Below are 21039 nucleotides of genomic sequence, written 5' to 3' on the forward strand. Positions count from 1 at the left end.
GCGTTTCTCCACAAGCAACCTTCTTTCTATTAGACTGCTGAAGCTATGTTGACATTAAATGTGTATTATAAATAATTAGTTAACTTCGAACTTGTTTTATATGTTACGTGTTATTGCGGGTAAATATCGTGGAAGAAAAATAACTACAGGCAAGAATTTAGCTGCACGGCCCACTATGAGTAGTGTCCGAGAAGCAATATTTAGTATACTTTCTTCAAGAAAACCTATTTATAACCTAAATGTACTTGATTTATTCTGCGGAAGTGGCTCTTTTTCATTTGAAGCACTTTCTCGAGGTGCTAAACATGCATTCATGGTAGATTCAGATTATTACAATTTGCAACTGCCTAAAAAAACCGCAGAAGATCTTGGAATTACGAACGATATCACGTTAATTTGTTGCAATGCTAACGGATTACCAAGACCTATTTCAAAGTGCGATATAGTTTTTATGGACCCACCTTATAATATCAATCTGGTTAACTCAACTTTAGACGAATTAGCTCACTCAGGCTGGTTAAATGATAATGCGTTAATAATTCTAGAAATGAGGAAAAATGAAGGTTTTGAGTGCAATAAAAACTTCAATATAATTGTGGAGCGTACCTACGGTATTGCAAAAATAATTTTTCTTTCTTCACTCACTTGAATTTCTTTTGTAAACATCTATAGCTAAGCTAAGTAAGATTTTTCCGAGGACTGAAAGAAAAAATCAATAGCCGAATTAATATTGGGCCAAAAGCTTGGCAGCACTTTTCTTATGACATGCTTAATGGCAAACCAGAACTTCTCAATCGGATTTAAATCTTACTTTTATCCAATTACAAAACAGTGAGGTTATTAATAAACGGACTTATAGAAACTATTTTGTGAAACTTCGTTACCACAATATCCAACGCTTTTTCTAGGAATATCTCCGAACTTAGCATATCTACTAAAATTCTTGAATAAACTTGACATATTACCCCTCTAAAATAAAAACATAATTATCTTACTAATATCGCTTGTTTTAGAATAAATGCAATCACTACCTAACTAAATTATCTGTTGCGCAAAAGCACATATTACCATACCATCGAAAATAAAGAGGTCAGCATGAGTTTTACTTTACCTGAGTTGCCGTATGATAAAGCAGCTTTAGAGCCTTATATATCTGTAAAGACATTAGATTTTCATTATGATAAGCACCATAAGGGATATTTAAATAAACTCAACGAACTGGTTGAAAACACAGATTATCAACATATGGAAATTGAGGAATTAGTAACGAAAGTTCATGGAAATAATAATACAGTTCCTATTTTTAACAATGCAGCACAAGTTTGGAATCACACTTTTTATTGGAATTCAATGAAAAAGAATGGTGGTGGTAAGCCTCAAGATGATGGTCTTCTAGCAAAAAAAATTCAAGATGATATTGGTGGCTTTGATAAATTTTGTGAAGAATTTTCAAATTATGGAGTAAGCCAATTTGGTAGTGGATGGGTGTGGTTAGTGCTTGAAAAAGGAAAACTCAAAATCACTAAAACTCCAAATGCGGACTTGCCGCTAATTTATGATCAAGTACCGCTGCTTACTATGGATGTGTGGGAGCATGCATACTATTTGGATTGCCAAAATCGTAGAATTGACTATATAAAAGTTTTTCTTGATCATTTGATCAATTGGGGTTTTGCAGAAGAGAATTTAAAAAAGAGTATATAAAATGAATGTACCACAGGTAACAAAATTAGATAATGGTCTGCGCATAATAACTGAGCGAGTGCATGATGTTGATTCTGTAGCTTTAAATATACGAGTTGGTGTTGGCAGTAGAGCTGAAAGTGCAAGTCAAAATGGAATATCTCATTTCCTAGAACACATGGCTTTCAAAGGAACAAAGACAAGAACTGCTTTTGAAATTGCAAAAGCTTTTGACGACATAGGTGGAGCTTTCAATGCCTGCACCGGTAGAGAAAGTACAAGTTATTACGCAAAGGTTCTTAAAAAAGATATAAAGACTGGCATTGATATATTAATAGATATATTAATGAATTCTATATTTCCAGAGGATGAATTGGAACGCGAAAAGGGCGTTGTAATACAAGAGATTTTTCAAACTAATGATTCACCGAGCGATATCATTTTTGATAAGTATTTTGAAGCAGCTTATAAAGATCAACCATTTGGTAGATCAATCTTGGGCACGCAAGATACTGTCAAATCTTTTACCCGAGCTAATCTAGATAACTACATAAATGAGCATTACTTTGGCGAGAACATTATATTTGCTGTTGCAGGAAATGTTGAACATGAGGAAGTTGTTCAATTAATCAAAGACTTTCTCTCAAAGATTCATTCAAGAGAGCTGAAAAAAAGCGAGAATGCAAGTTATACCGGTGGTGAGTATTTAGAACATCGTAAATTAGATCAAGTACATTTATTAATTGGTCTACCTAGTGTTTCTCGTGATGATAATAGATATCACACATTCAAAGTTCTTGATGCCATACTGGGAAGCGGAATGTCATCACGCCTATTTCAGGAAGTAAGAGAAAAGCAGGGTCTTGCTTACTCCATTTACTCATTCAACTCTAGTTATGCTGATACAGGAATGCTCTCCATTTTTGCCGGTACAGATAGTAGTAATCTAGATAAGCTTTTAAAATCCATAACGACAGAGCTAAAGAAATTGTCCACAGACGATCTGAAGGAAGAAGAAGTAAATAGAGTAAAAGAGCGAGTAAAATCCCAAATTTTAATGTCACGCGAAAGTGTTAGCTCGCGTGCTGAAACGTTAGGACATTACTACGGCAACTATAATAAATACATCAGTAAAAATGAATTAATAGAAAAAATTAGTGCTGTTACTATTTACGATATAAAAAAAGCAGCAGAAGAATTGCTATCTCAGCATGAAAAAATTACTTTAGCTGCGATTGGAGAAATTAATTCACTGCCAAGTTACGATAAAGTGGTTTCTATGCTTAGTGTACTTTAGTTATGTTGCTTATGCTCACTAAAAAGTTCAATGAATGGTTGCAAAATCCTTTCTATAAAAAGTTTGCTTTCTGATCCATAGTGTATACCACTAATCATTTTATTGAAAGTTTTTTCGCTGTTTTGTAAAAATAAATAGCTTTCTACTGATTGCACAATAGACAAGGCAGTTAAAATTCCTCCTGTCACTAAACAAGAAGCTATAGCAGGTACAGTACCTACTGCAATTCCAGTTGCGATCAATGATAAACCAGCTAAGAGTGTAAAGGCTGAAACGCAAAACGCTATTTGATGTTTTTCTTTACTTTTAACCATAAATGCCTCATAAAATTATATTTCTAGTATACCCGTATATATGCGGTACTGTCAAGTTTTTAAGGAAGATTAAAAAATGCAACGCACATGTGCAAAATATGAACTAGGTATATAATTCACAATGCAGCGGTATTTCACTAATCCAATTATTTTTTTCCTGATCTAGCCTATCATTCAATATTGCTTGTCTTATTGATTCCATCAACTTATTCATGAAGAAAACATTGTGAATGGTAACGAGTGTGTAAGCCAGCAATTCCTTCGCTTTTAGTAAATGGTGTATATAGGCTCTTGAATGTTTTCTGCAAGTAAAGCACAAACAGTCATTTTCAATTGGGTTATCATCTAGTTCGAATCGTTGATTTCGCAAATTAATATGCTCTTTACGCTTTGAAGAAATAGAATCTCTGTTTTTTACTTTAACAAGTGCGCCACCATGTCTTGCGAGGCGAGTTGGATGCACACAATCAAATGTGTCAACACCAAGCTCTACTCCACGAAAAATGTCCACAATTCCACCGATACCAAGCAAATGAGTAGGCCTCTCTTTTTTTAAACGTTCCATAGTAAAGGAAACTACGTCATACATCTGCTCTTTACTCTGACCAAGCGATCCACCTATTGCTTGACCAAAAAATGGCAAATTGTTGATAAAGTCACAACTTTCTCCACGTAAATCTTGATACACTCCGCCTTGGCTAATTCCATACAGCGCCTGTTTGCCATCATTATTTTTTTCAAACTCATTTAAAGAACGTTCAGCCCATCTGTGGCTCATGAGCATTGATTTTTTTGTGTATTCTTTACTGACATGGAATGGAGTACATTCATCTAAAACTAGGATTAAATCTGCACCTAATTTTTGTTGAATTTGTATAGACTTTTCAGGAGTTAGACAATAAGTTTTACCATTTATGTAAGAACGAAAAATTGCCCCATCTTCGTTAATTTTGATCAGAGTTTTTTGTTTCTGTCTTATTCCCTTTATTTCTTCTGAAACTGACCCGTGTCCTAAACTAAATATCTGGTATCCACCAGAATCAGTGAGCATTGGTCCACTCCATCCCATCATCTTGTGCAATCCACCAAGTTTTGCTACGGTATCTTCTCCTGGTTGGAGCATTAGGTGGTAAGTGTTGGAAAGTATTATCTGAGTACCTGCTTCCCTGATTCTCTCAATATCTGCAGCTTTAATTGCAGCTTTGGTTGCACAAAATATAAATGCTGGTGTTTCTATATTTCCATTTGGAGTTTTAATTGTGCCAACTCTTGCAGAACCTGATTGCTTGGTTATCCTAAACGAAAACTTTTCCATCTATTTGCTTGAAAGCTCTGCTATGATATTTTCTACTTTTTCAGGAGTGAGGTGTTCATAAAAGTCATTATTGATCTGCACCACGGGGGCATTAACGCATGCACCAAGACATTCAACTTCCCTTAAAGTAAATAGATTATCTTTAGTGGTTTCACCGATATTGATCCCAAGCTTCTTTTTAAAGGTACTTAAAACTTCCTCGCTATTACATAACCAGCAAGGAGTTGTTCTACAAACTTGTATCAGATATTTACCTACTGGTTTTAAATTATACATGGTGTAAAAATTTGCCACTTCGTATACACGAATATGTGGAATATGCAGCATATCAGCAACATAACGCATAGCAGATTCAGAAACCCATCCGCATTGCTCTTGAATCAGATACAGTAAAGGCATAACAGCACTACCTTCTCTACCTTTAGGATACATCTCTATAGACTTTTTCGCTTTCTTCAGGTTATCTGATGTAAAACTAAACTCCTCTTCTTTCTCTTTCATCTAATAAGTCTCTTGTAAATCTCAACAAATTATACTTGAAGAGTTAACAATTGCAATTGTTGGTTTTTTGAGCTCTACAATATTATATCTGTAGAGTGGGTGCACCCAATTTGTGAATTCTTTACTGCTAATCATTTTCCATATTTCGCTTTGCAGATTACAAAGGTATTAATTTCTTAACTTTAATTAAAATTTTCATTGACATTAACACGCGGAAACAATCATAATAGCATTTTGTTAAGATTTTAAATATAATTATGTCTATATTAAGTAGATTGCTTGGAGTTAATACAACTACACTGAAAGTTAAAGAAGCGATAGGTTTTAATCCAAAAAACGTAGGGTTGATTGAAGGAAATGGAGTTACTTATGGACTCAGCTATCAAGATAACGGCAATGGAAGCAGTAGAGTAAAATTACTTATTAGCCCATCATATCAATCAAAAACATACGAGTGTGATACAGGTGTCAACGTAGCAAATGAATTTAAGAGCCAATTATCTCCCACACTAATAGAAAATTCAGCTGAAGTAGATAAAGTTGGAGTTATCTTTCCTACAGAAGAAATTAACAAAAAAGAAAAGTGCATCAAAGGCTTAACATTCAACACTTACGAAATCAAGCATTCAACTAATGTTCCCTTGGTTGAATACGTAGGAAAAGTAAAATTATACAAGAACATTGATATAAATAATCTTGCAAATGAAGACAATAGTTACTTTTTACCAAAAGCAGTAAAAGTTGGTAATGGTAATGTTGTTATAATTGCTCATAACTTAAAGGATCAAGCTTTAGTTTCTTGGTATTTAGAATCGAAAGGAGATGGAAAGTTCAGACCTTTACCTGGAGCAAAACACATTATAGAAAGAAAATTATTCAAATTTGACAATCCAGGGCAATTAGTACTAGATGAAAATACGATGCTTTATACACAGATAAAGCCTACTAAAAACCAAGAAGTAAGAACAAATATTTTTAAGTTCGATATGGCCAAAGTGGTTGAGGATCTAAAAAGTGGAAAGAAAGATGAATGTTTGCTTAGTAAGAAAGGATGCCAATTAAATATAGCACCATCTACTATCTATAATCCAGGAAAAATAAACTTTTTACAGTATGTAAGACGAACTGAAGGTGATGATTTAGTTGCTTTTCTTGAAAATGATCAATCTTCTAACATGCAAAAGTTACATTTAGCAAGTCTTGTTAAGAGTCGATCAAAGTCGAATTTTATTATTCATGAATTCAAAGATCCTGTAGATCAATTGTACGTTAAAGACAATGATCAGGGAGGTTTTATCGTCACTGCGGTAAGTGGAGAGAGTATTATAACTTTTAATAGAGAGAGCTCTGGAAAATCTTCTGAAGCAACGATAATACCGACAAGCAGTATCAAAGCTCTCAGTGATTTTGTTAATATCATTAACGGCCAATTGATGCCTAGTATTATTTCCAGCAGTACTGTGGCTCCTATAACTGTTACAGAGACGGTTGTGACTTCTAAGAAAACGACGACTGCTGCAATTACTAGCACAACAGAAACCGACACTGTAAAGACTACCAAATTAACAACAGAAGCATCAACTATCATTGTACCAACTTCCACAATGAGTAAATCTTCAACAGAGTCAACAACTCAGGCAAGTACAGTAACAGTGGAGTCAACAACAGTAGCATCAACTACCACTGCACCTACTTCTACAACGAGTAGGCCTTCAACAGAGTCAACAATTCAAACAAGTACAGTAACAGTGGGGCCAACAACAGTAGCAAAAACAACCACTACTCCACAAGCGACCACAGTTGCTACAACGTCAACTAGTGCACCGATAGTAACTTCAGAAACTGAGACAAGTACTGTAAAATCTACAGCAGCGACTGTTGAGTCAACTTTTACAGCAAGCAGTACTACGATGAGTAAGCCTTTAACAGAATTAACAACTAAGATGAGTACGTCATCAGAACCAACAACAGTAGCTGAAACTATTGCGACCTCACAATCAACTATGATTACTACAATGCCAACTAATGCGCCAATAACAAACTCAGAGAAAACTATACAAACATTGTCCACTATATCAAATACTGGAACAAAGGTAACAACTCCTCTGTTCACTACAACTTTACTTCCTCAAACTACTCCTTCACCACAGCCCACTCAGCTTGCTATAGAGTCTAATAGGGCAGGAATGATAGGAGGGTCTTTGGTTGGGGCGATAATAAGTATTGCTGGAATTATAGGATTCATAGCATACAAATATGTTAAGGGTCGTAATGCTGCTCCTGTGTTAGAACTAACTAATTTCAATGATAGAAGGCGATCATCTTCAAGTGGCAATAGCGATGAAGAAATTTTTATCGCTAATAACAGAATAAGACATATATCTATGCGAACTATGGATCAATCTGAAACAGTGCTAAACAGTATATCGGTGGAGAGTAGTAGTCGGTCAAGAAGTAGCTCATCGTCTTCAAGCGGTGGACCAGGATCTTGACTGACTGAGCTAGAGTCTAAAAGTGAAAAAAGCTTATCTTGGGATAGCGATGATGTACCGGAATATCACCTTTAGCTATTTGTCTGAATGTTTTTAGTATGTAGACTGTTAGGAAATTTTCTTTTGCTTTTGTGATTTTAATGTTAAAGTATAATTTCTAGGTGGAATAAGTAGCTGCTGTTGTGTGATAAACACAGCAGAGGAAAGTCCGAGCTCCAAGAAAAGGTAGTGACGGGTAACGCCCGCCGGAGGTAACTCCAGTTATAGGGCTACAGAAAATTACCGCCTAAAATATTATTAGGCAAGGGTGAAAAGGTGTGGTAAGAGCGCACCATAACAATGGCAACATTGGTAGTCAAGTAACCAACACTAGGAGCAAGATTAAATAGAAGTAGATTTTATGTTTTTCTCATATCTACTCGGGTAAATCGCATGAAGTAAATGGTAACATTTACTCCAGATAAATAGCTACATAAACAGAACTCGGCTTATATTTCACCTAGGCAATACATGAATGTCAGCCGTACTATGTAAATGTATCAAACATTTCACATATCCTGTACGCTCAATTTGACCACCTATATTCCTTTTACTTCTTGGCTTATCTCTTTTTGTATTTCCTTTTGAACTTAACAAAGCTTTTCCTTTAACTCATCACCCTCTATCTCTAAAACCTTATTTTCTTACCTATAACTTTTTATCTTAGCTTACAACTTTTTTATTTTTTGTTGTAAATCTTTGTAAAGTTCTAAAAAACTGACCACGTTACCTCACTTTTACAATTGGTTTTTATCTTACCTATTTTGTTGCTTCAATGAATGGGTGAATAAAGCATTTCATGCGCTGTCCTTCACTTGTTCTGCTTGATAGTCACTACTGCTTTCGCTTATATTAGCACTAGAGTATTCTTCATCGTCAACATACTCTTTTAGAACATATCCTCTACCCCAAACGGTTTCTATGTGGCTTATTCCATCATTTGCACTTTCAAGTTTTTTACGTAATTTACACATAAAAACATCAACTATTTTGTTGTCTGAAGGTTCGTCCAAGCCATTGTAAAGATGGTTTAAAAACATTTCTTTTGTCAACACTGCTCCTTTACGCAATGCCAGCAATTCTATCATGGAATACTCTTTGTTAGTAAGGTGAACTGTTTTGCCTTTTACCTCAACAATCCTGTGATCAAAATTGATATTCATATTACCAATCTTTATCACTGATTCGGGATGACCTTTAGTACGTCGGACTATGGCTTTAATTCGAGCTAATAATTCGCTCTTGTGAAATGGCTTGGTTAAGTAATCGTCGGCACCATACCCAAGTCCTTTAGCTTTATGGTTGGCAGCGGAGATACACGAAAGTATTAAAACAGGAACTTCGATTTTTGCACTTCTTAATCTTAACAGTATATCATATCCGTCAATATCACCAGGCAAGTGTATATCTAAAATAACTAGGTCATAGTAATCTCCGTTTGAAGAAACCATATTATTGTTATAATCTTGTGCAGAAGTAACAACGTCGCAAAAATGTCCATCAGAAGTTAAGGCATTAACTACAGTCCTTGCACTTACTTGATCATCTTCAATTAATAATATACGCATATTTTACACCCCATAAATAATTTATAATTTTAGTAATATATATAACCAAGGAAAGTAACAAATCAAATTTTTATTAATGAATAATAGAAATTACACTTATTAATTAATAGTTAATGTGTCGTTCCAAAATTATACAAATAGATCTAAAATATAATAGATATACTATAATAATACTATTTTTAGTAAATATTGAATAGAAGCTATTTTTATTAAAAGAATACTTAGGTTAATAGATATTTAAACTATTTTATGTTATATTTTTAATTTACTTATTCTACAGTTTTAAATTATAAGTAATACTTTCAGGAATATTGAGTGGTAATATCAGTTTTAGGTGCTGGCGCATGGGGTACAGCAATTGCGATTTCATTAAGTAGTAAGAAAAATGTAATTTTGTGGACTCGCAATAAGGCCATATTTGAATCAATTAAAGAGAAAAGAGAAAGTGACAAGCTACCTGATTGTCCAATTTCTGATAATGTATCAGTAAAATTAGCTATTGAAGATGTAGTTAATGCTTCAGTAATAATTCTAGCTGTTCCCACTCAGTCTCTAAGGGAGATATGTCATCAATTGAATGATTGTAACCTAAAAAAAAATGTAGCAATAATTTTGGCTTGTAAGGGAATAGAAAAATCTACATTAAAATTACCTAGTGAAGTAGTCAATGAAGTTTTACCTAACAATCCTCTTGCTGTTTTTTCTGGTCCTAGCTTTGCTATAGAAGTTGCAAGAAAATTACCATATTCGATGGTCCTTGCATGTCAAAATGAAGTATTAGGTTCAAAATTAGTATCAGAGCTACAGCAAGAAAATATTAAATTGTACCTTAGTAGCGATGTTATAGGAATACAGGTTTGTGCAGCGTTAAAGAATGTTTTTGCTATAGCATGTGGGGTTGTTCTAGGTAGGTTTGGGTTTAATGCTCATGCAGCATTAATTACGAAAAGTATGAGTGAAATTAAGGCTTTATACTCAGCAAAAGTTGGTGACGGCAATGTAGATATAAATACACTACTTGGACCAGCATGCTTAGGCGATTTGGTTGTGACATGCACATCATTAAATTCGAGAAATCTATCTTTTGGATCTAAAGTAGCTAATAGTAATGGTTCTAGTGCTCAGCAGATTTTATCAGAAGGTAAGTCGGTAATTGAAGGTTTTAACACTGCTAAGTCTGCATTTGATTTAGCAGAAAAGCTAAAGATAAAAATGCCCATATGTGAAGCGATCTATAGATTGCTATATGAAAATACTTCTATAGAAGATACTATTTCTGTTCTTGTAAATTAGTTTTATATTTCGGTATATTGTGAAATTTTTATATAAATTAATATCAACATGGTGGCTATCTGGCACGGTAAAAAACATGCCAGGTACTATAGGCAGCTTGGCTGCTTACCCAATTGTTCCTATATTACTCAATGACAGAATTTTAGGTACAGCAATTATTTTTTTTTATTCTTAGTTGGATTATGGTCTACAGGCAATTATATACAACATTACAAAGCTCCGCATGATCCAAAAGAGGTAGTAATTGATGAAGTAGTTGGTCAATTGCTGACAGTACTTCTGGTTTCAATATTATTAGAACAAGAAATGAATAGCTCTGTATTGTTGGTGTGCTTTTTCTCCTTTAGGTTTTTTGATATAATAAAAGTGTGGCCTATAAATTTGATTGATAAAAATACAAAAGGTCCTTTAGGTATTATGCTAGATGATGTTGTAGCTGCAATTTTAGCCTTTGTTTTTATAGGAGCCTTTTATTGTTTATTGTTGGTTTATGCAGAATAAAAAAATTTGTTATTCAAGCTTAATTATTCAGAACCTGAAGGATTATATACTTTATGCAACGAATTTGTCCAAGTGGGAAATACATGACGAATTTGATAATGTTATATTTACAGTAAATGGTACCAGAGAATCGTTATTTAATTTTGTGTTTTGTGAAGATCAATGTACTGAGCTTTCCATATGCAGAACTCTAGATTATCTCAAAGCACGAAATATAGAAGCAACATGGATAATAAGTCCACGTATAAAAATAGGGGGTACTTTAGAAAAATGCGAAATAAAACACGTTAGCACACCAAAAAAAGTTTTACTCAATATAAAAGATTATTTTTTGCCTGATGATGCTGTTCCAAATTTGAAGTTCAATGTTGTAAATAGTAGTGAGCTCTTAGAGCAATTAGATTTACACACTTCTAAAATTTTTTATCACAGAATTAGTATTGTTAGCACATTTTTTCGCCAATTATCGAATTGTGATGATAAGAGCTCAAGGTTAAGATTTTTTTCTTGTAATGCTAAATAACGAAATTGTTGGAACATGCGGTCTTTATATTCAAGACAGCATAGCTGGTTTTTATAGCGATGGAGTTTTACCAATTTACAGGGGTCGTGGAATAGGAACTCAAATGGTTCTAGAAAGAATAAAGATAGCTAGGCAATTTGAATGCAAATACATAGTAGCACATTGCATGAAACCTTCTGTAAACCTTTATAAGAGATTAGGCTTTAGGGTATTGGGCAATCTTCACTTATATACCTCTTCAGTACAATCTCTTTGCTGAGAGGTTACAAATTTTTATATTTGTTTTAGAATACTATGTTTTTTTTGTATGAAATAGTTTTACTACTAATTCTAGTATTCTTCTTTTTCTCATATTCTAAATTAAAAATTAGTAATAAAATTAAGGACTTACAACATCAAAATGTTATCATAAATAATTTAATAGATACTGTGAATGATGGATTTTATATTTGGGACGCAAAAAAACGTATAGAAAAATTTTCTCCCAATTTACTAATTTTGCTTAATACTGTTTTTTATTCATTTAATGAGTTTGTAAATTTTTTTGAGCAATCAGAAAGCTTAATTAAAAGTTTTGCTGAGGCAAAGGAAATAAATAAATCTTTTACTCTAGATTTAAAGTCAAAAGACAGTGAGGTTTATTGCACATGTTATGGTAAAAGCATAATAGATTATTCTAATAATGTGATTGGTGTGTTGTTATGGATAAGGAATATCTCCGATTATAAGATAAAAGCTAATGAACTTGAGTTAGAAAATAGTAAGCTTATGCGAGAATTGGAGAACTATAAAAAAATTTTTGACTCTTTACCATTTCCAATACTGAAGCACAATAAGAATAAAAAAGTAAGGTTTTATAACTTATTTTATGATAAATATATAGGCAGCTCTAAAAAATTTACTGTTGCGAGTGGCTCCTATAACGTAAAACCAGGAGAGTGTGTAATAACTTACAAGAACGAACCTAAGGTTTTTAATTTTGTTGAAGTTCCAATGCAAAATTCTAATAGCATAGTAATGTATGGAAAAGATATTAGTGATGAAAAAAAATTACATACTGAGCTAAGCAATTGTTTAGCTGCACAAGAAAGTTTGCTTGATAAGCTATCGATTGCTGTAGCGATATATAGTAAGAATCAAAAGCTAAAATTTTATAATAATGCTTTTATAAAAACTTTTCAGTTTGATCCAAAATTTTTGGAGTCTTATCCAACTTATCACGAGATTATGCTTCACCTATTTGAATCTAAAAAGCTTTTAGGAAAAAAGGATTTTCAAACTATTAATAATCAAAGACATGAGTTATTCAAAATATTACTGGAATCATATGGTGAAACAATACATTTCATGAATGGAAGAACGTTTAGAGTATTAACAATACCCTATGCTTCAGAGGGTCTACTATTTTCTTACGAAGAGTGCCAGAAATAACACTCAAATTCCTTCTCTCTCTACCATAAGCTGTTTTACTTTCGCTATCGCTTTTGCTGGGTTAAGCCCTTTCGGGCAGGTTTTTGTACAATTCATTATTGTATGACAACGATACAACTTAAATGGGTCGTTTAAAGAAGCAAGTCTTTCTTCTTTCTTATTATCACGACTGTCAGCAATCCATCTATAAGCTTGCAGTAATATCGCTGGCCCTAAAAATTTATCACCATTCCACCAATAGCTTGGGCAACCAGTCGAACAGCAAGCACATAGTATACAATCAGACAGACCATCCAATTTTTTTCTATCTTCAGGAGATTGAAAGTATTCTTTATTTTTTAAGGCAGATTTATCTGTTTGTAACCAAGGTTTAATCGATTTGTATTGCTCATAAAATTGGCTTAGATCTGGAACTAGATCCTTTACTATATACATATGAGGTAGTGGATATATTTTTACTTCACCTTTTATATCATGTATAGATTTAGTGCATGCAAGAGTGTTGGTACCATCAATATTCATTGCACAAGATCCGCATATTCCTTCTCTGCAAGAGCGTCTAAAAGTTAAGGTCGAATCTATTTCATCCTTTATTTTTATTAATACATCAAGTACCATAGGGCCACAATTATCCATATCGATAAAAAATGTGTCTATTCTTGGATTTTTATCATCATCAGCAGACCAACGATAAATTTGAAATCTTCTAATATTTTTTGCTCCAGTAGGAGTAGGATAAATCTTGCCCTTTTTATTAACTTTAGAATTTTTTGGTAAAGAAAACTGAACCATATTGCTTACCTTTTACAGCTAAAACCCCTTTTTTGTAAATAACATATTTTGGTATTATCTACCATACTTTTCCTTTTCAAATTCAAGCAAAGCTAAAATCTTACTCTCTAAACTTTTCATTATAATTTCTTCATCTTCTTTTTGATGATCATAGCCAAGTAAATGCAGCAATCCATGAACTAACATGTGTGCAGTGTGAGTGAGGATAGATATACAGTACTCATGAGACTCTCTTTCTATTGTATCTACTGCAATTGCTATGTCTCCTAGATCACATTCACTAGATAACTGTTCGCATGGAAATGATAGTACATTAGTTGGCTTATCTATTTCTCTAAACTTAAGATTAAGTTGATGTAGCAAGTTATCATCAGCGAGAGCTATTGATATATTTGGTTTATAATGATCTATTTTTAATTCTTTTAGAGAAGCGTTAATAATATTTAATACAAAACTCTGTGGGTCCTTCGTAATACTATGCCACCTCTTATCAAGAATATTTACTTCTAACATGAATAAAGCACCAGAAAGGACATTATCCCATCACTTGACATTGGAACCCAAAAAAGAAGAATTATAGACCATCGTATCATACACACAACTATACGAATATTGTACACTAGAAGTATGTCATCCCAGTGCTCCGACACTGGGATCCAGGAATTCTGATTAGACATTAGGTGAGTGAATATAAAAGCTATATTAAAACACAACATTTTTAATGTGGTTGCATTACAGCTGGATTCCAGTGTCAAGCACTGCTTTGTGTTTGATGAAAAATCGGCTACTTCGAAACAAACACTCATACAGCTGTATGTTGTGTGCTGAGGTAATATTGTTTGGCAACGGGTATTACACATCACTCATCCTTATTATTTCATTCCACTCAGTCTCTAAAACTGGAGAAACTGATAAACGTGATTGTTTTAATATAACCATATTTTTCAAAAGTGGGTTTTGTTTTATACTGTTTAACGTCACTTGGTTACTTAAAGGTTTCAAAAGTTTTACATTCACTAGTCCAAATTTGGAATTATAAACATGATAATACTCCTTTAATACTTCAACTATTCCAAGTATAACTCTCTCTTTACCTGTATGATAAAAAAATGCAAGATCGCCTAATTTCATAGCTCTCATGTAATTTTGAGCTTGATAATTGCATACACCATTCCACTGCGTCACCTGCTCCTTTTCCATTTTTTGCCAGGAGTATTCGCTTGGTTCTGACTTTAGTAGCCAAAATTGCATTATTTTTTTCTTCTTAAATAAGCTGGTATATCATAAACATTGCTGCCCCACTTAACTCTTTCATTTGTTTGCTCAGTTGAATCATATTCTTTTGTTTCTGATATTGGAATTTGATTATAAGGCCATTTAAAATTTTTTTCCTCTGCTGGGATCTTGTTTTGATTAACAGATGAAGCTTCTGGCTTGTTGTTACAGCTATCAATGCCAGTTGCAAGAACAGAAACTCTAACTCTTCCCTCCATCGCCTGATCAAAAGTGGCACCAAATATTATATTTGCATTTTCATCCACTTCTTCACGCACTCTATTTGCTGCAGAATCAACTTCAAATAGAGTCATATCTCCACCACCAGTAATATTAATCAATATTCCTTGTGCGCCTTTCATTGATACATTATCAAGCAATGGATTAGATATCGCAGCTTCTGCAGCACTAATTGCCCTATCTTCTCCTTCTGCCTCTCCAGTACCAATCATTGCTTTACCCATCTCACTCATTACTGTTTCTATATCAGCAAAATCAAGATTAATCAGTCCTGGCATGATCATCAAATCAGTTACTCCTCTTATGCCAATATGCAGAACATTATCGGCGAGTTGAAATGCGTCAGCAAATGTAGTTTTCTCGTTAGCAATTCTAAATAAATTTTGATTAGGAATGACAATAAGTGTATCTACGTATTTTTGCAACTCTTCAAGTCCAAGCTCTGCAATGCGCATACGTCGCACACCTTCAAAACCGAACGGCTTAGTTACAACTCCAACAGTCAGTATCTTTTTTTCTTTTGCTCCTTTATCTTTAACTACCGCTCTTGCTTCTCTGGCTGCTTTTGCAATTACCGGTGCAGCACCTGTTCCAGTACCACCACCCATACCTGCTGTGATAAAGAGCATATGGCTATCTTTTATATGCTCCATAATCTCATCAATTGATTCTTCTGCTGCACCTTTACCAACATCAGGTAAAGCACCAGCACCAAGACCCTTAGTTAAGTTGATACCAAGTTGAATTTTTTTATCACACAGTGACTTCTCTAACGCTTGAGCATCGGTATTTGCTACAACAAAATTTACTCCTTGCAAATTGGATTGAATCATGTTGTTCACAGCATTTCCACCAGCACCACCCACTCCCACAACGGTAATCCTTGGGTGCAATATGGGTAATTCTGGTAAACTAAGGTCGATTGACATTTAAATTACTCAAATATTAGTGAATTCACTTGATAACAAGTTACTGCTTTTTTAACAATATGCAAACATTTTTCGTTTTGATGTATGCAAATAGTAAACAAGATTTACTTATTCTTAACATTATTAATCATTAGGTGTAATAATTGCAGACTTTCAAATAACACTGCTTAAGATGCAAAAAAAAATTGTGAAAAAGGGATAGAAGCCTATCCCTTTACTTTGTAAAACCACTGATTAGGGTTGTAATTGTACAATTTTAAGTTTTACACAAGCGTTAGTAAGAAGTCTTTTCGGTTCATCATCTTCAGCAATTTCAACTTTATTGTTTTCTAAGTTAACATTGCCATCAGAATCTTTCTTAAGAGCATTAGAAATATCTTGTTTCACTTCCTCAAATTTGCTTGCCTTATTATTGTTTTTATATGCATACACAGGTGCAGCTATTAGAGCTGCTACTGCAGCAAGAACTACCAAACTAGCAATGAGTGGATGAGCAACTGCAAATGCAGATATTGCAGTAATAGCAGGACTAACAAGTGTTGCAGCTTTTGTTCCAACTGTACCAACAAAAGTTGCATAAGCTGGACTTAAGAAATAAGCAGCTGTAAGAGAAATTGCTGTTGCAATTGCTACAAAAGTGGCAGCTGTTTTATACGGGTGGTCTTTTACAAAATCACAACCATGGTTATAAACTTCTTTACCTTTATCTTTGATTCCTTCTATTATCAACATAACTTTACTCCAAAAATATTAAAATTTCACTAATGGTAGTATATGACAAAAAAAAAGCTGCCTGTCAAGTAAATTAATTTATTTATACATTCTTATTCTGTAATTCAGCGCCTCTGCAATGTGTGCTCTTTTTATTTCCTCACTTTTCGCAAGATCTGCAATGGTTCTTGCGACTCTTAATACACGTGTATAGCCTCGATTGGAAATATAATTTTCTTTCAGTACGTATTTTAGCAATTCTAACCCTTCCTGATCTGGTTCAGTGAATTTATTTAATGCTTCACCACTGACTTCTGCATTGCAACGAATATTAAATTTACTATAACGCTCAGTTTGAATTTTTCTCGCTGCTATCACCCCTCCTCTTATAACCTCGGTACTTTCTCCCTCCACAGAGATTTCAGGAGAAAGTATGCTAACGTTTGGCATTTCAATGCATATGTCTATTCTATCAAGCAATGGTCCTGATATTTTGTTTTTGTAATCTGTGCCACACTTTGGAGCTTTGTTGCACGATCTACTTGCATCACCTAAATAACCGCACCTGCAGGGATTCATTGCAGCTATAAGTTGAAAATTAGCTGGATAAGTAATGTGAGCATTTGCACGTGCAATAGTAACTTTTCTATCTTCAAGTGGTTGACGTAGAGAATCAAGTACAAGCCTTGGAAATTCAGGTAGCTCATCAAGAAATAACACATCATTGTGAGCCATGGTGATTTCCCCAGGCTTTGCATTTTTTCCTCCTCCTATCATCGCTGGCATGGAGCATGAATGATGAGGTTCACGAAAGGGACGAGTTACTTTAAATGTTTCGTTACCGGCTTTTGTTATGCTAGAGATAATATTAACATCAATCATCTCCTGCTCAGTCAAATCAGGTAATAGCCCTATAAATCGCTTAGCAAGCATTGATTTTCCAGTACCAGGAGGTCCAACAAGAAGCATATTGTGTCCACCTGCTGCTGCAATTTCAGCTGCTCTTTTTGCAACAACTTGACCTTTAATATCCTTTATATCTGGAACTGAATTTTTTTCTTTGGGTGCAGCGCTATAGTTAAAAGTTACCGGCTGAATTAACTGCTCACCCTTAAAATGTCTGATAATATCGGTTAATTTCTCTATAGCTAGAATAGAAACATTCTTTACCCATGAAGCTTCTACTCCATTTCCCCTTGGGCAAATTACTCCTTTATTTGCCTGTTTTGCATTGATTGCTGTTGGAAGTACTCCTGAGATTGGTATGACTCTGCTGTCTAGTGCAAGCTCGCCCATAATTATATAAGACTGAACTTTTTCAACTGGTATCACATTCATTACAACAAGTAATCCAACAGCAATAGCTAAGTCATAATGACTACCTTCTTTAATCAAATCCGCAGGGGAAAGATTAACCGTAATCCTTTTTGGAGGTAACAGAAGATTGATTGAATTTAACGCTGCTCTGATACGCTCTCTGGATTCTGCAACAGTTTTATCCGGCAGTCCAACAATATTAAAAGCTGGAATACCATTTGACATGTGAATTTGTGCATTAATATTTACTGTGCTGGTTCCCTGAAGAGCAACGGTATTTATATTTGCAATCATACTATATTATACAAAGTTATTAATATAATATATTGACAAAGTAACGAAGTAAACAGTAGCTGCTAAAAGTGGTTTAATTTAGCAAAAAAGTGTAGTACTCTATCACTTTGCTGATTATATATGTTTATAAGAATAATCGCTTTTCTTTTGCTATATTCAAGCGCAGTTTTCTGTAGTGATTGTAACTTTAACTTACCATATCGTGGGCTCAGTTGTGATTTGGATCTATCATATAGAAATTTAAGTAATATAAAGAAATTATTGAATAACAAAGATAAGTTCGTTGCACTTACGTTTGATGATGGACCGTCTTATAATAGAGCAGGAGATATTATTAATATTCTGGAGAGCAATGAAACAAAAGCGACATTTTTTGTGCTTGGTGAGCGTATCAATAAAAAAACATCTGAAATAGTAAACAAAATCCATAAAGCAGGTCATGAATTAGGTAATCATTCTTGGTCGCATAGGAAGTTGACATCACTTTCAAGTGAGGAGCAATTGCAAGAACTGAAAAAGACAAATGTGGCAATTAAAAATGCAACAGAACAGAATGTAAAATGGTTTCGTCCACCATATGGATGTCATAACGATAATTTGATCAAAAATACTAATCGATTAAATATGTATTCCATATTATGGACAGTTGATTCTCTGGACTGGCAAGGCGATAAATCAGAAATTCTGGTTGAAAGAGTTTTAAGCAATGTACACAATGGAGCGATTATATTGTTCCATGATCACGATAACAAATCAAATACAGTTGAAGCTTTATCTCAGATTATTGAAATACTAAAAAAATCGGGTTACAAACTTGTTACCTTAAGTGAGTGGGAAGAAAGGGTTTGTGATGTAGTGAAGCTAGAAATGTGTCAATAAAAGGAGAATGAGTGCGTTCTAAAGGAATTCTATGTGGACAAAAAACAAGGTCTTCAACCGCAGGGCATTCATATTAGGTGGTATTCAGCTTACTATTTCTGCTATCTTCAGTTATAGGTTGTATACTTTACAAGTACGAGATAGACAAAAATATGAAGTGCTATCCAATAATAATAGGACAAAAGTTGTTACTATTGTGCCTAAACGAGGCAGGATTTTGGATAGGAATAGCGTTGAACTCGCAGTAAACAAAATTTCGTATATTGTTTTATTTGATGGGCAAAAAACCTTTACTAGGGAAGTTGATTTGCAGATGTTATCAGAAATTAAACCTGATACAACAAAATCATCAGATACAAAAATAACTGCTCTTTATAAACGTTATTACCCGTTTGGTTCGATATGTTCTCATATAATCGGATATACAAAAAAACAGCAAGACATAAATGAAGCAGGGGTTAGTGGAATTGAATATACATATGATCATGTATTAAAAGGCAAGACCGGAAAATCTGAGCAGGAAATAAATTCTAAGAAGCGTATCATGAGAGAGTTATCTAGTATACCGCAGCAAGATGGACAAGATATACAGCTGACAATTGATGTTGATTTACAGAAGAAAATTGCAGAGATATTTAAAGACCACCAAGGTTCCACAGTGGTAGTTGATGTAAATAACGGAGAAATTTTAGCATTATATAATTCACCTTCTTACGATAATAATCTTTTCACTAGCAGATTATCAAATGAAACTTGGAAAAATTTAAACAATCCTTCATTACCGCTTGTAAACCGTGCATTATCATATCAAATTCCACCTGGTTCAATATTTAAAATAATAGATGCGCTTGCGGGTTTAAAAGATGGAATAATAACACCAGAAGAAAAGTTCTCGTGTAGGGGCTATATGAAAATAGGTGAACGAAAATTTCGTTGCCTAAAAAGCAAAGTCCATGGATATGTATCTTTAAACGAGGCAATGGCCTTCTCATGCAACACTTACTTTTATAATATAGGAAAAAAAATAAATGTAGATTCTCTACTAGAAATGGCTAGCAAATTTGGTATAGGAAGTGGACCATTAATTGGAATGTTTAAGGAAGAAGCTCCGGGATTGTTGCCTGATGTGGATTGGCGTGCACGCAAGCTATATTCAGAGTGGTATTTAGGTGATACCATTAACTTAGTTATAGGACAAGGGTATTTACTTACAACGCCATTACAGCTTGCGGTTCTTGCAGCGAGGGTTGCAACAGGAAGGGAGGTAATTCCCCACATTGAGATGAGTAAACCAGGGCAAGACTTTCTTAATATTGATGTGAATCATGAGCATCTTAGTGTGGTTCGAAAAGCTATGTTTGACGTGGTGAATTCTAACTATAGAAAAGGACTAGGCAGTATACAAATTGCTGGCAAAACCGGTACACCAGAGATAAACTCTAAAGGTGAAAGTCATAAATTGTTTATCGCTTATGGCCCCTACCATGATCCGCGCTATGCAATCTCAGTGTTTATAGAACATGGCAAAACTCCACGCCAAGATGTTGCAATTGCTAGTGAGATATTGCAATATATGCTTGAAAAATGAATTTATGAAATTGCCATATATGTTACTTGTAATTTATATATTCAAATCAGAGCTTTG

At 34.1% G+C, this 21039-nt stretch carries 19 protein-coding genes, 1 other RNA gene and 2 pseudogenes; 11 read left to right on the forward strand and 11 right to left on the reverse strand.

Going from position 1 to position 21039, the window contains the following annotated elements; all coding sequences use genetic code 11:
• Window positions 1-100 precede the first annotated feature (100 nt).
• The 3 genes from rsmD to ABWU64_RS01140 all read left to right on the forward strand — a co-directional run bounded on the left by rsmD (window position 101) and on the right by ABWU64_RS01140 (window position 2980).
• Window positions 101-649, forward strand: coding sequence for a 16S rRNA (guanine(966)-N(2))-methyltransferase RsmD (gene rsmD, locus ABWU64_RS01130; protein WP_015587896.1), 549 nt, complete (start codon window positions 101-103; stop codon window positions 647-649).
• Between the two features lie 446 nt (window positions 650-1095).
• Window positions 1096-1704 carry a superoxide dismutase gene (locus ABWU64_RS01135; protein ID WP_015587895.1) on the forward strand — a complete coding sequence of 203 codons (609 nt, stop codon included), beginning with the start codon at window positions 1096-1098 and terminating at the stop codon, window positions 1702-1704.
• 1 nt (window position 1705) lies between these two features.
• The gene (locus tag ABWU64_RS01140; RefSeq protein ID WP_015587894.1) at window positions 1706-2980 is read left to right on the forward strand and encodes a M16 family metallopeptidase; all 1275 of its coding nucleotides are present in this window, start codon (window positions 1706-1708) and stop codon (window positions 2978-2980) included.
• Here ABWU64_RS01140 and ABWU64_RS01145 read toward each other — a convergent pair.
• From ABWU64_RS01145 to nuoE, 3 genes are all read right to left on the reverse strand, one after another.
• On the reverse strand, window positions 2977-3294 hold the full coding sequence (locus ABWU64_RS01145) for a hypothetical protein (protein ID WP_015587893.1): 318 nt from the start codon (window positions 3292-3294) through the stop codon (window positions 2977-2979). The genes ABWU64_RS01140 and ABWU64_RS01145 overlap by 4 nt on opposite strands.
• 103 nt (window positions 3295-3397) lie before the next feature.
• Window positions 3398-4609 (reverse strand): tRNA guanosine(34) transglycosylase Tgt, encoded by a 1212-nt coding sequence (gene tgt, locus ABWU64_RS01150; RefSeq protein WP_015587892.1) that lies wholly within the window; start codon window positions 4607-4609, stop codon window positions 3398-3400.
• Window positions 4610-5110 carry an NADH-quinone oxidoreductase subunit NuoE gene (gene nuoE, locus ABWU64_RS01155; RefSeq protein ID WP_353279680.1) on the reverse strand — a complete coding sequence of 167 codons (501 nt, stop codon included), beginning with the start codon at window positions 5108-5110 and terminating at the stop codon, window positions 4610-4612. It lies immediately after the preceding gene.
• A gap of 257 nt (window positions 5111-5367) precedes the next feature.
• Here nuoE and ABWU64_RS01160 point away from each other — a divergent pair, with 257 nt between their 5' ends.
• Together ABWU64_RS01160 and rnpB are read left to right on the forward strand one after the other, a co-directional pair.
• Entirely contained in the window at window positions 5368-7602 is a 2235-nt protein-coding gene (locus ABWU64_RS01160; RefSeq protein WP_353279682.1) for a hypothetical protein, read from the forward strand.
• Between the two features lie 157 nt (window positions 7603-7759).
• Window positions 7760-8109: RNase P RNA component class A (gene rnpB / locus ABWU64_RS01165), an RNA gene on the forward strand.
• Here rnpB and ABWU64_RS01170 read toward each other — a convergent pair.
• Together ABWU64_RS01170 and ABWU64_RS01175 are read right to left on the reverse strand one after the other, a co-directional pair.
• Window positions 8098-8238, reverse strand: coding sequence for a hypothetical protein (locus ABWU64_RS01170; protein ID WP_341815475.1), 141 nt, complete (start codon window positions 8236-8238; stop codon window positions 8098-8100). The two genes, rnpB and ABWU64_RS01170, sit on opposite strands and share 12 nt — an antisense overlap.
• A gap of 200 nt (window positions 8239-8438) precedes the next feature.
• Complete coding sequence (locus ABWU64_RS01175) at window positions 8439-9209, reverse strand: response regulator transcription factor (protein ID WP_341815474.1); 771 nt, start codon at window positions 9207-9209, stop codon at window positions 8439-8441.
• A 315-nt stretch (window positions 9210-9524) separates the two neighbouring features.
• Here ABWU64_RS01175 and ABWU64_RS01180 point away from each other — a divergent pair, with 315 nt between their 5' ends.
• The 4 genes and pseudogenes from ABWU64_RS01180 (at window position 9525) to ABWU64_RS01195 (ending at window position 12957) form a co-directional block, all read left to right on the forward strand.
• Window positions 9525-10502, forward strand: coding sequence for an NAD(P)H-dependent glycerol-3-phosphate dehydrogenase (locus ABWU64_RS01180; RefSeq protein ID WP_015587888.1), 978 nt, complete (start codon window positions 9525-9527; stop codon window positions 10500-10502).
• A gap of 19 nt (window positions 10503-10521) precedes the next feature.
• Window positions 10522-11003: pseudogene (locus ABWU64_RS01185) on the forward strand (phosphatidylglycerophosphatase A).
• A pseudogene (locus tag ABWU64_RS01190) lies at window positions 10993-11785 on the forward strand (GNAT family N-acetyltransferase). The pseudogenes ABWU64_RS01185 and ABWU64_RS01190 overlap by 11 nt, the downstream one beginning before the upstream one ends.
• Before the next feature lie 35 nt (window positions 11786-11820).
• Window positions 11821-12957, forward strand: coding sequence for a hypothetical protein (locus ABWU64_RS01195; RefSeq protein ID WP_015587885.1), 1137 nt, complete (start codon window positions 11821-11823; stop codon window positions 12955-12957).
• Between the two features lie 3 nt (window positions 12958-12960).
• Here the strand turns inward: ABWU64_RS01195 and ABWU64_RS01200 are convergent, their stop codons facing one another.
• From ABWU64_RS01200 to ABWU64_RS01230, 6 genes are all read right to left on the reverse strand, one after another.
• Entirely contained in the window at window positions 12961-13749 is a 789-nt protein-coding gene (locus tag ABWU64_RS01200; RefSeq protein ID WP_015587884.1) for a succinate dehydrogenase iron-sulfur subunit, read from the reverse strand.
• Window positions 13750-13803: 54 nt separating this feature from the next.
• Window positions 13804-14262: an rRNA maturation RNase YbeY gene (ybeY, locus tag ABWU64_RS01205; RefSeq protein WP_015587883.1), complete on the reverse strand. Its 459-nt coding sequence runs from the start codon at window positions 14260-14262 to the stop codon at window positions 13804-13806.
• Between the two features lie 339 nt (window positions 14263-14601).
• Complete coding sequence (locus ABWU64_RS01215) at window positions 14602-15000, reverse strand: EVE domain-containing protein (protein ID WP_015587882.1); 399 nt, start codon at window positions 14998-15000, stop codon at window positions 14602-14604.
• Window positions 15000-16193 (reverse strand): cell division protein FtsZ, encoded by a 1194-nt coding sequence (ftsZ, locus tag ABWU64_RS01220; RefSeq protein WP_341815473.1) that lies wholly within the window; start codon window positions 16191-16193, stop codon window positions 15000-15002. The genes ABWU64_RS01215 and ftsZ overlap by 1 nt, the downstream gene beginning before the upstream one ends.
• A 234-nt stretch (window positions 16194-16427) precedes the next feature.
• A complete protein-coding gene (locus tag ABWU64_RS01225; RefSeq protein WP_353279684.1) occupies window positions 16428-16925 on the reverse strand; it encodes a hypothetical protein in 498 nt (165 codons plus the stop codon).
• 78 nt (window positions 16926-17003) lie between these two features.
• Window positions 17004-18515: a YifB family Mg chelatase-like AAA ATPase gene (locus ABWU64_RS01230; RefSeq protein ID WP_353279685.1), complete on the reverse strand. Its 1512-nt coding sequence runs from the start codon at window positions 18513-18515 to the stop codon at window positions 17004-17006.
• Window positions 18516-18635: 120 nt separating this feature from the next.
• On the opposite strand from ABWU64_RS01230, the gene ABWU64_RS01235 reads away from it, so the two are divergent.
• Window positions 18636-19394 carry a polysaccharide deacetylase family protein gene (locus ABWU64_RS01235; protein WP_353279686.1) on the forward strand — a complete coding sequence of 253 codons (759 nt, stop codon included), beginning with the start codon at window positions 18636-18638 and terminating at the stop codon, window positions 19392-19394.
• 31 nt (window positions 19395-19425) lie between these two features.
• Entirely contained in the window at window positions 19426-20982 is a 1557-nt protein-coding gene (locus tag ABWU64_RS01240) for a penicillin-binding transpeptidase domain-containing protein (protein ID WP_353279687.1), read from the forward strand.
• Window positions 20983-21039 lie beyond the last annotated feature (57 nt).

The organism is Wolbachia endosymbiont (group B) of Xanthorhoe designata (genome assembly GCF_964028585.1).
Lineage (GTDB): Bacteria > Pseudomonadota > Alphaproteobacteria > Rickettsiales > Anaplasmataceae > Wolbachia.

Bases quoted from the DNA above. Each gene is read 5' to 3' on its own strand.
- rsmD (WP_015587896.1), top strand. From the start codon at position 101: ATGTTACGTGTTATTGCGGGTAAATATCGTGGAAGAAAAATAACTACA.
- ABWU64_RS01135 (WP_015587895.1), top strand. From the start codon at position 1,096: ATGAGTTTTACTTTACCTGAGTTGCCGTATGATAAAGCAGCTTTAGAG.
- ABWU64_RS01140 (WP_015587894.1), top strand. From the start codon at position 1,706: ATGAATGTACCACAGGTAACAAAATTAGATAATGGTCTGCGCATAATA.
- ABWU64_RS01145 (WP_015587893.1), bottom strand. From the start codon at position 3,294: ATGGTTAAAAGTAAAGAAAAACATCAAATAGCGTTTTGCGTTTCAGCC.
- tgt (WP_015587892.1), bottom strand. From the start codon at position 4,609: ATGGAAAAGTTTTCGTTTAGGATAACCAAGCAATCAGGTTCTGCAAGA.
- nuoE (WP_353279680.1), bottom strand. From the start codon at position 5,110: ATGAAAGAGAAAGAAGAGGAGTTTAGTTTTACATCAGATAACCTGAAG.
- ABWU64_RS01160 (WP_353279682.1), top strand. From the start codon at position 5,368: ATGTCTATATTAAGTAGATTGCTTGGAGTTAATACAACTACACTGAAA.
- ABWU64_RS01175 (WP_341815474.1), bottom strand. From the start codon at position 9,209: ATGCGTATATTATTAATTGAAGATGATCAAGTAAGTGCAAGGACTGTA.
- ABWU64_RS01195 (WP_015587885.1), top strand. From the start codon at position 11,821: ATGTTTTTTTTGTATGAAATAGTTTTACTACTAATTCTAGTATTCTTC.
- ABWU64_RS01200 (WP_015587884.1), bottom strand. From the start codon at position 13,749: ATGGTTCAGTTTTCTTTACCAAAAAATTCTAAAGTTAATAAAAAGGGC.
- ybeY (WP_015587883.1), bottom strand. From the start codon at position 14,262: ATGTTAGAAGTAAATATTCTTGATAAGAGGTGGCATAGTATTACGAAG.
- ABWU64_RS01215 (WP_015587882.1), bottom strand. From the start codon at position 15,000: ATGCAATTTTGGCTACTAAAGTCAGAACCAAGCGAATACTCCTGGCAA.
- ftsZ (WP_341815473.1), bottom strand. From the start codon at position 16,193: ATGTCAATCGACCTTAGTTTACCAGAATTACCCATATTGCACCCAAGG.
- ABWU64_RS01225 (WP_353279684.1), bottom strand. From the start codon at position 16,925: ATGTTGATAATAGAAGGAATCAAAGATAAAGGTAAAGAAGTTTATAAC.
- ABWU64_RS01230 (WP_353279685.1), bottom strand. From the start codon at position 18,515: ATGATTGCAAATATAAATACCGTTGCTCTTCAGGGAACCAGCACAGTA.
- ABWU64_RS01235 (WP_353279686.1), top strand. From the start codon at position 18,636: ATGTTTATAAGAATAATCGCTTTTCTTTTGCTATATTCAAGCGCAGTT.
- ABWU64_RS01240 (WP_353279687.1), top strand. From the start codon at position 19,426: ATGTGGACAAAAAACAAGGTCTTCAACCGCAGGGCATTCATATTAGGT.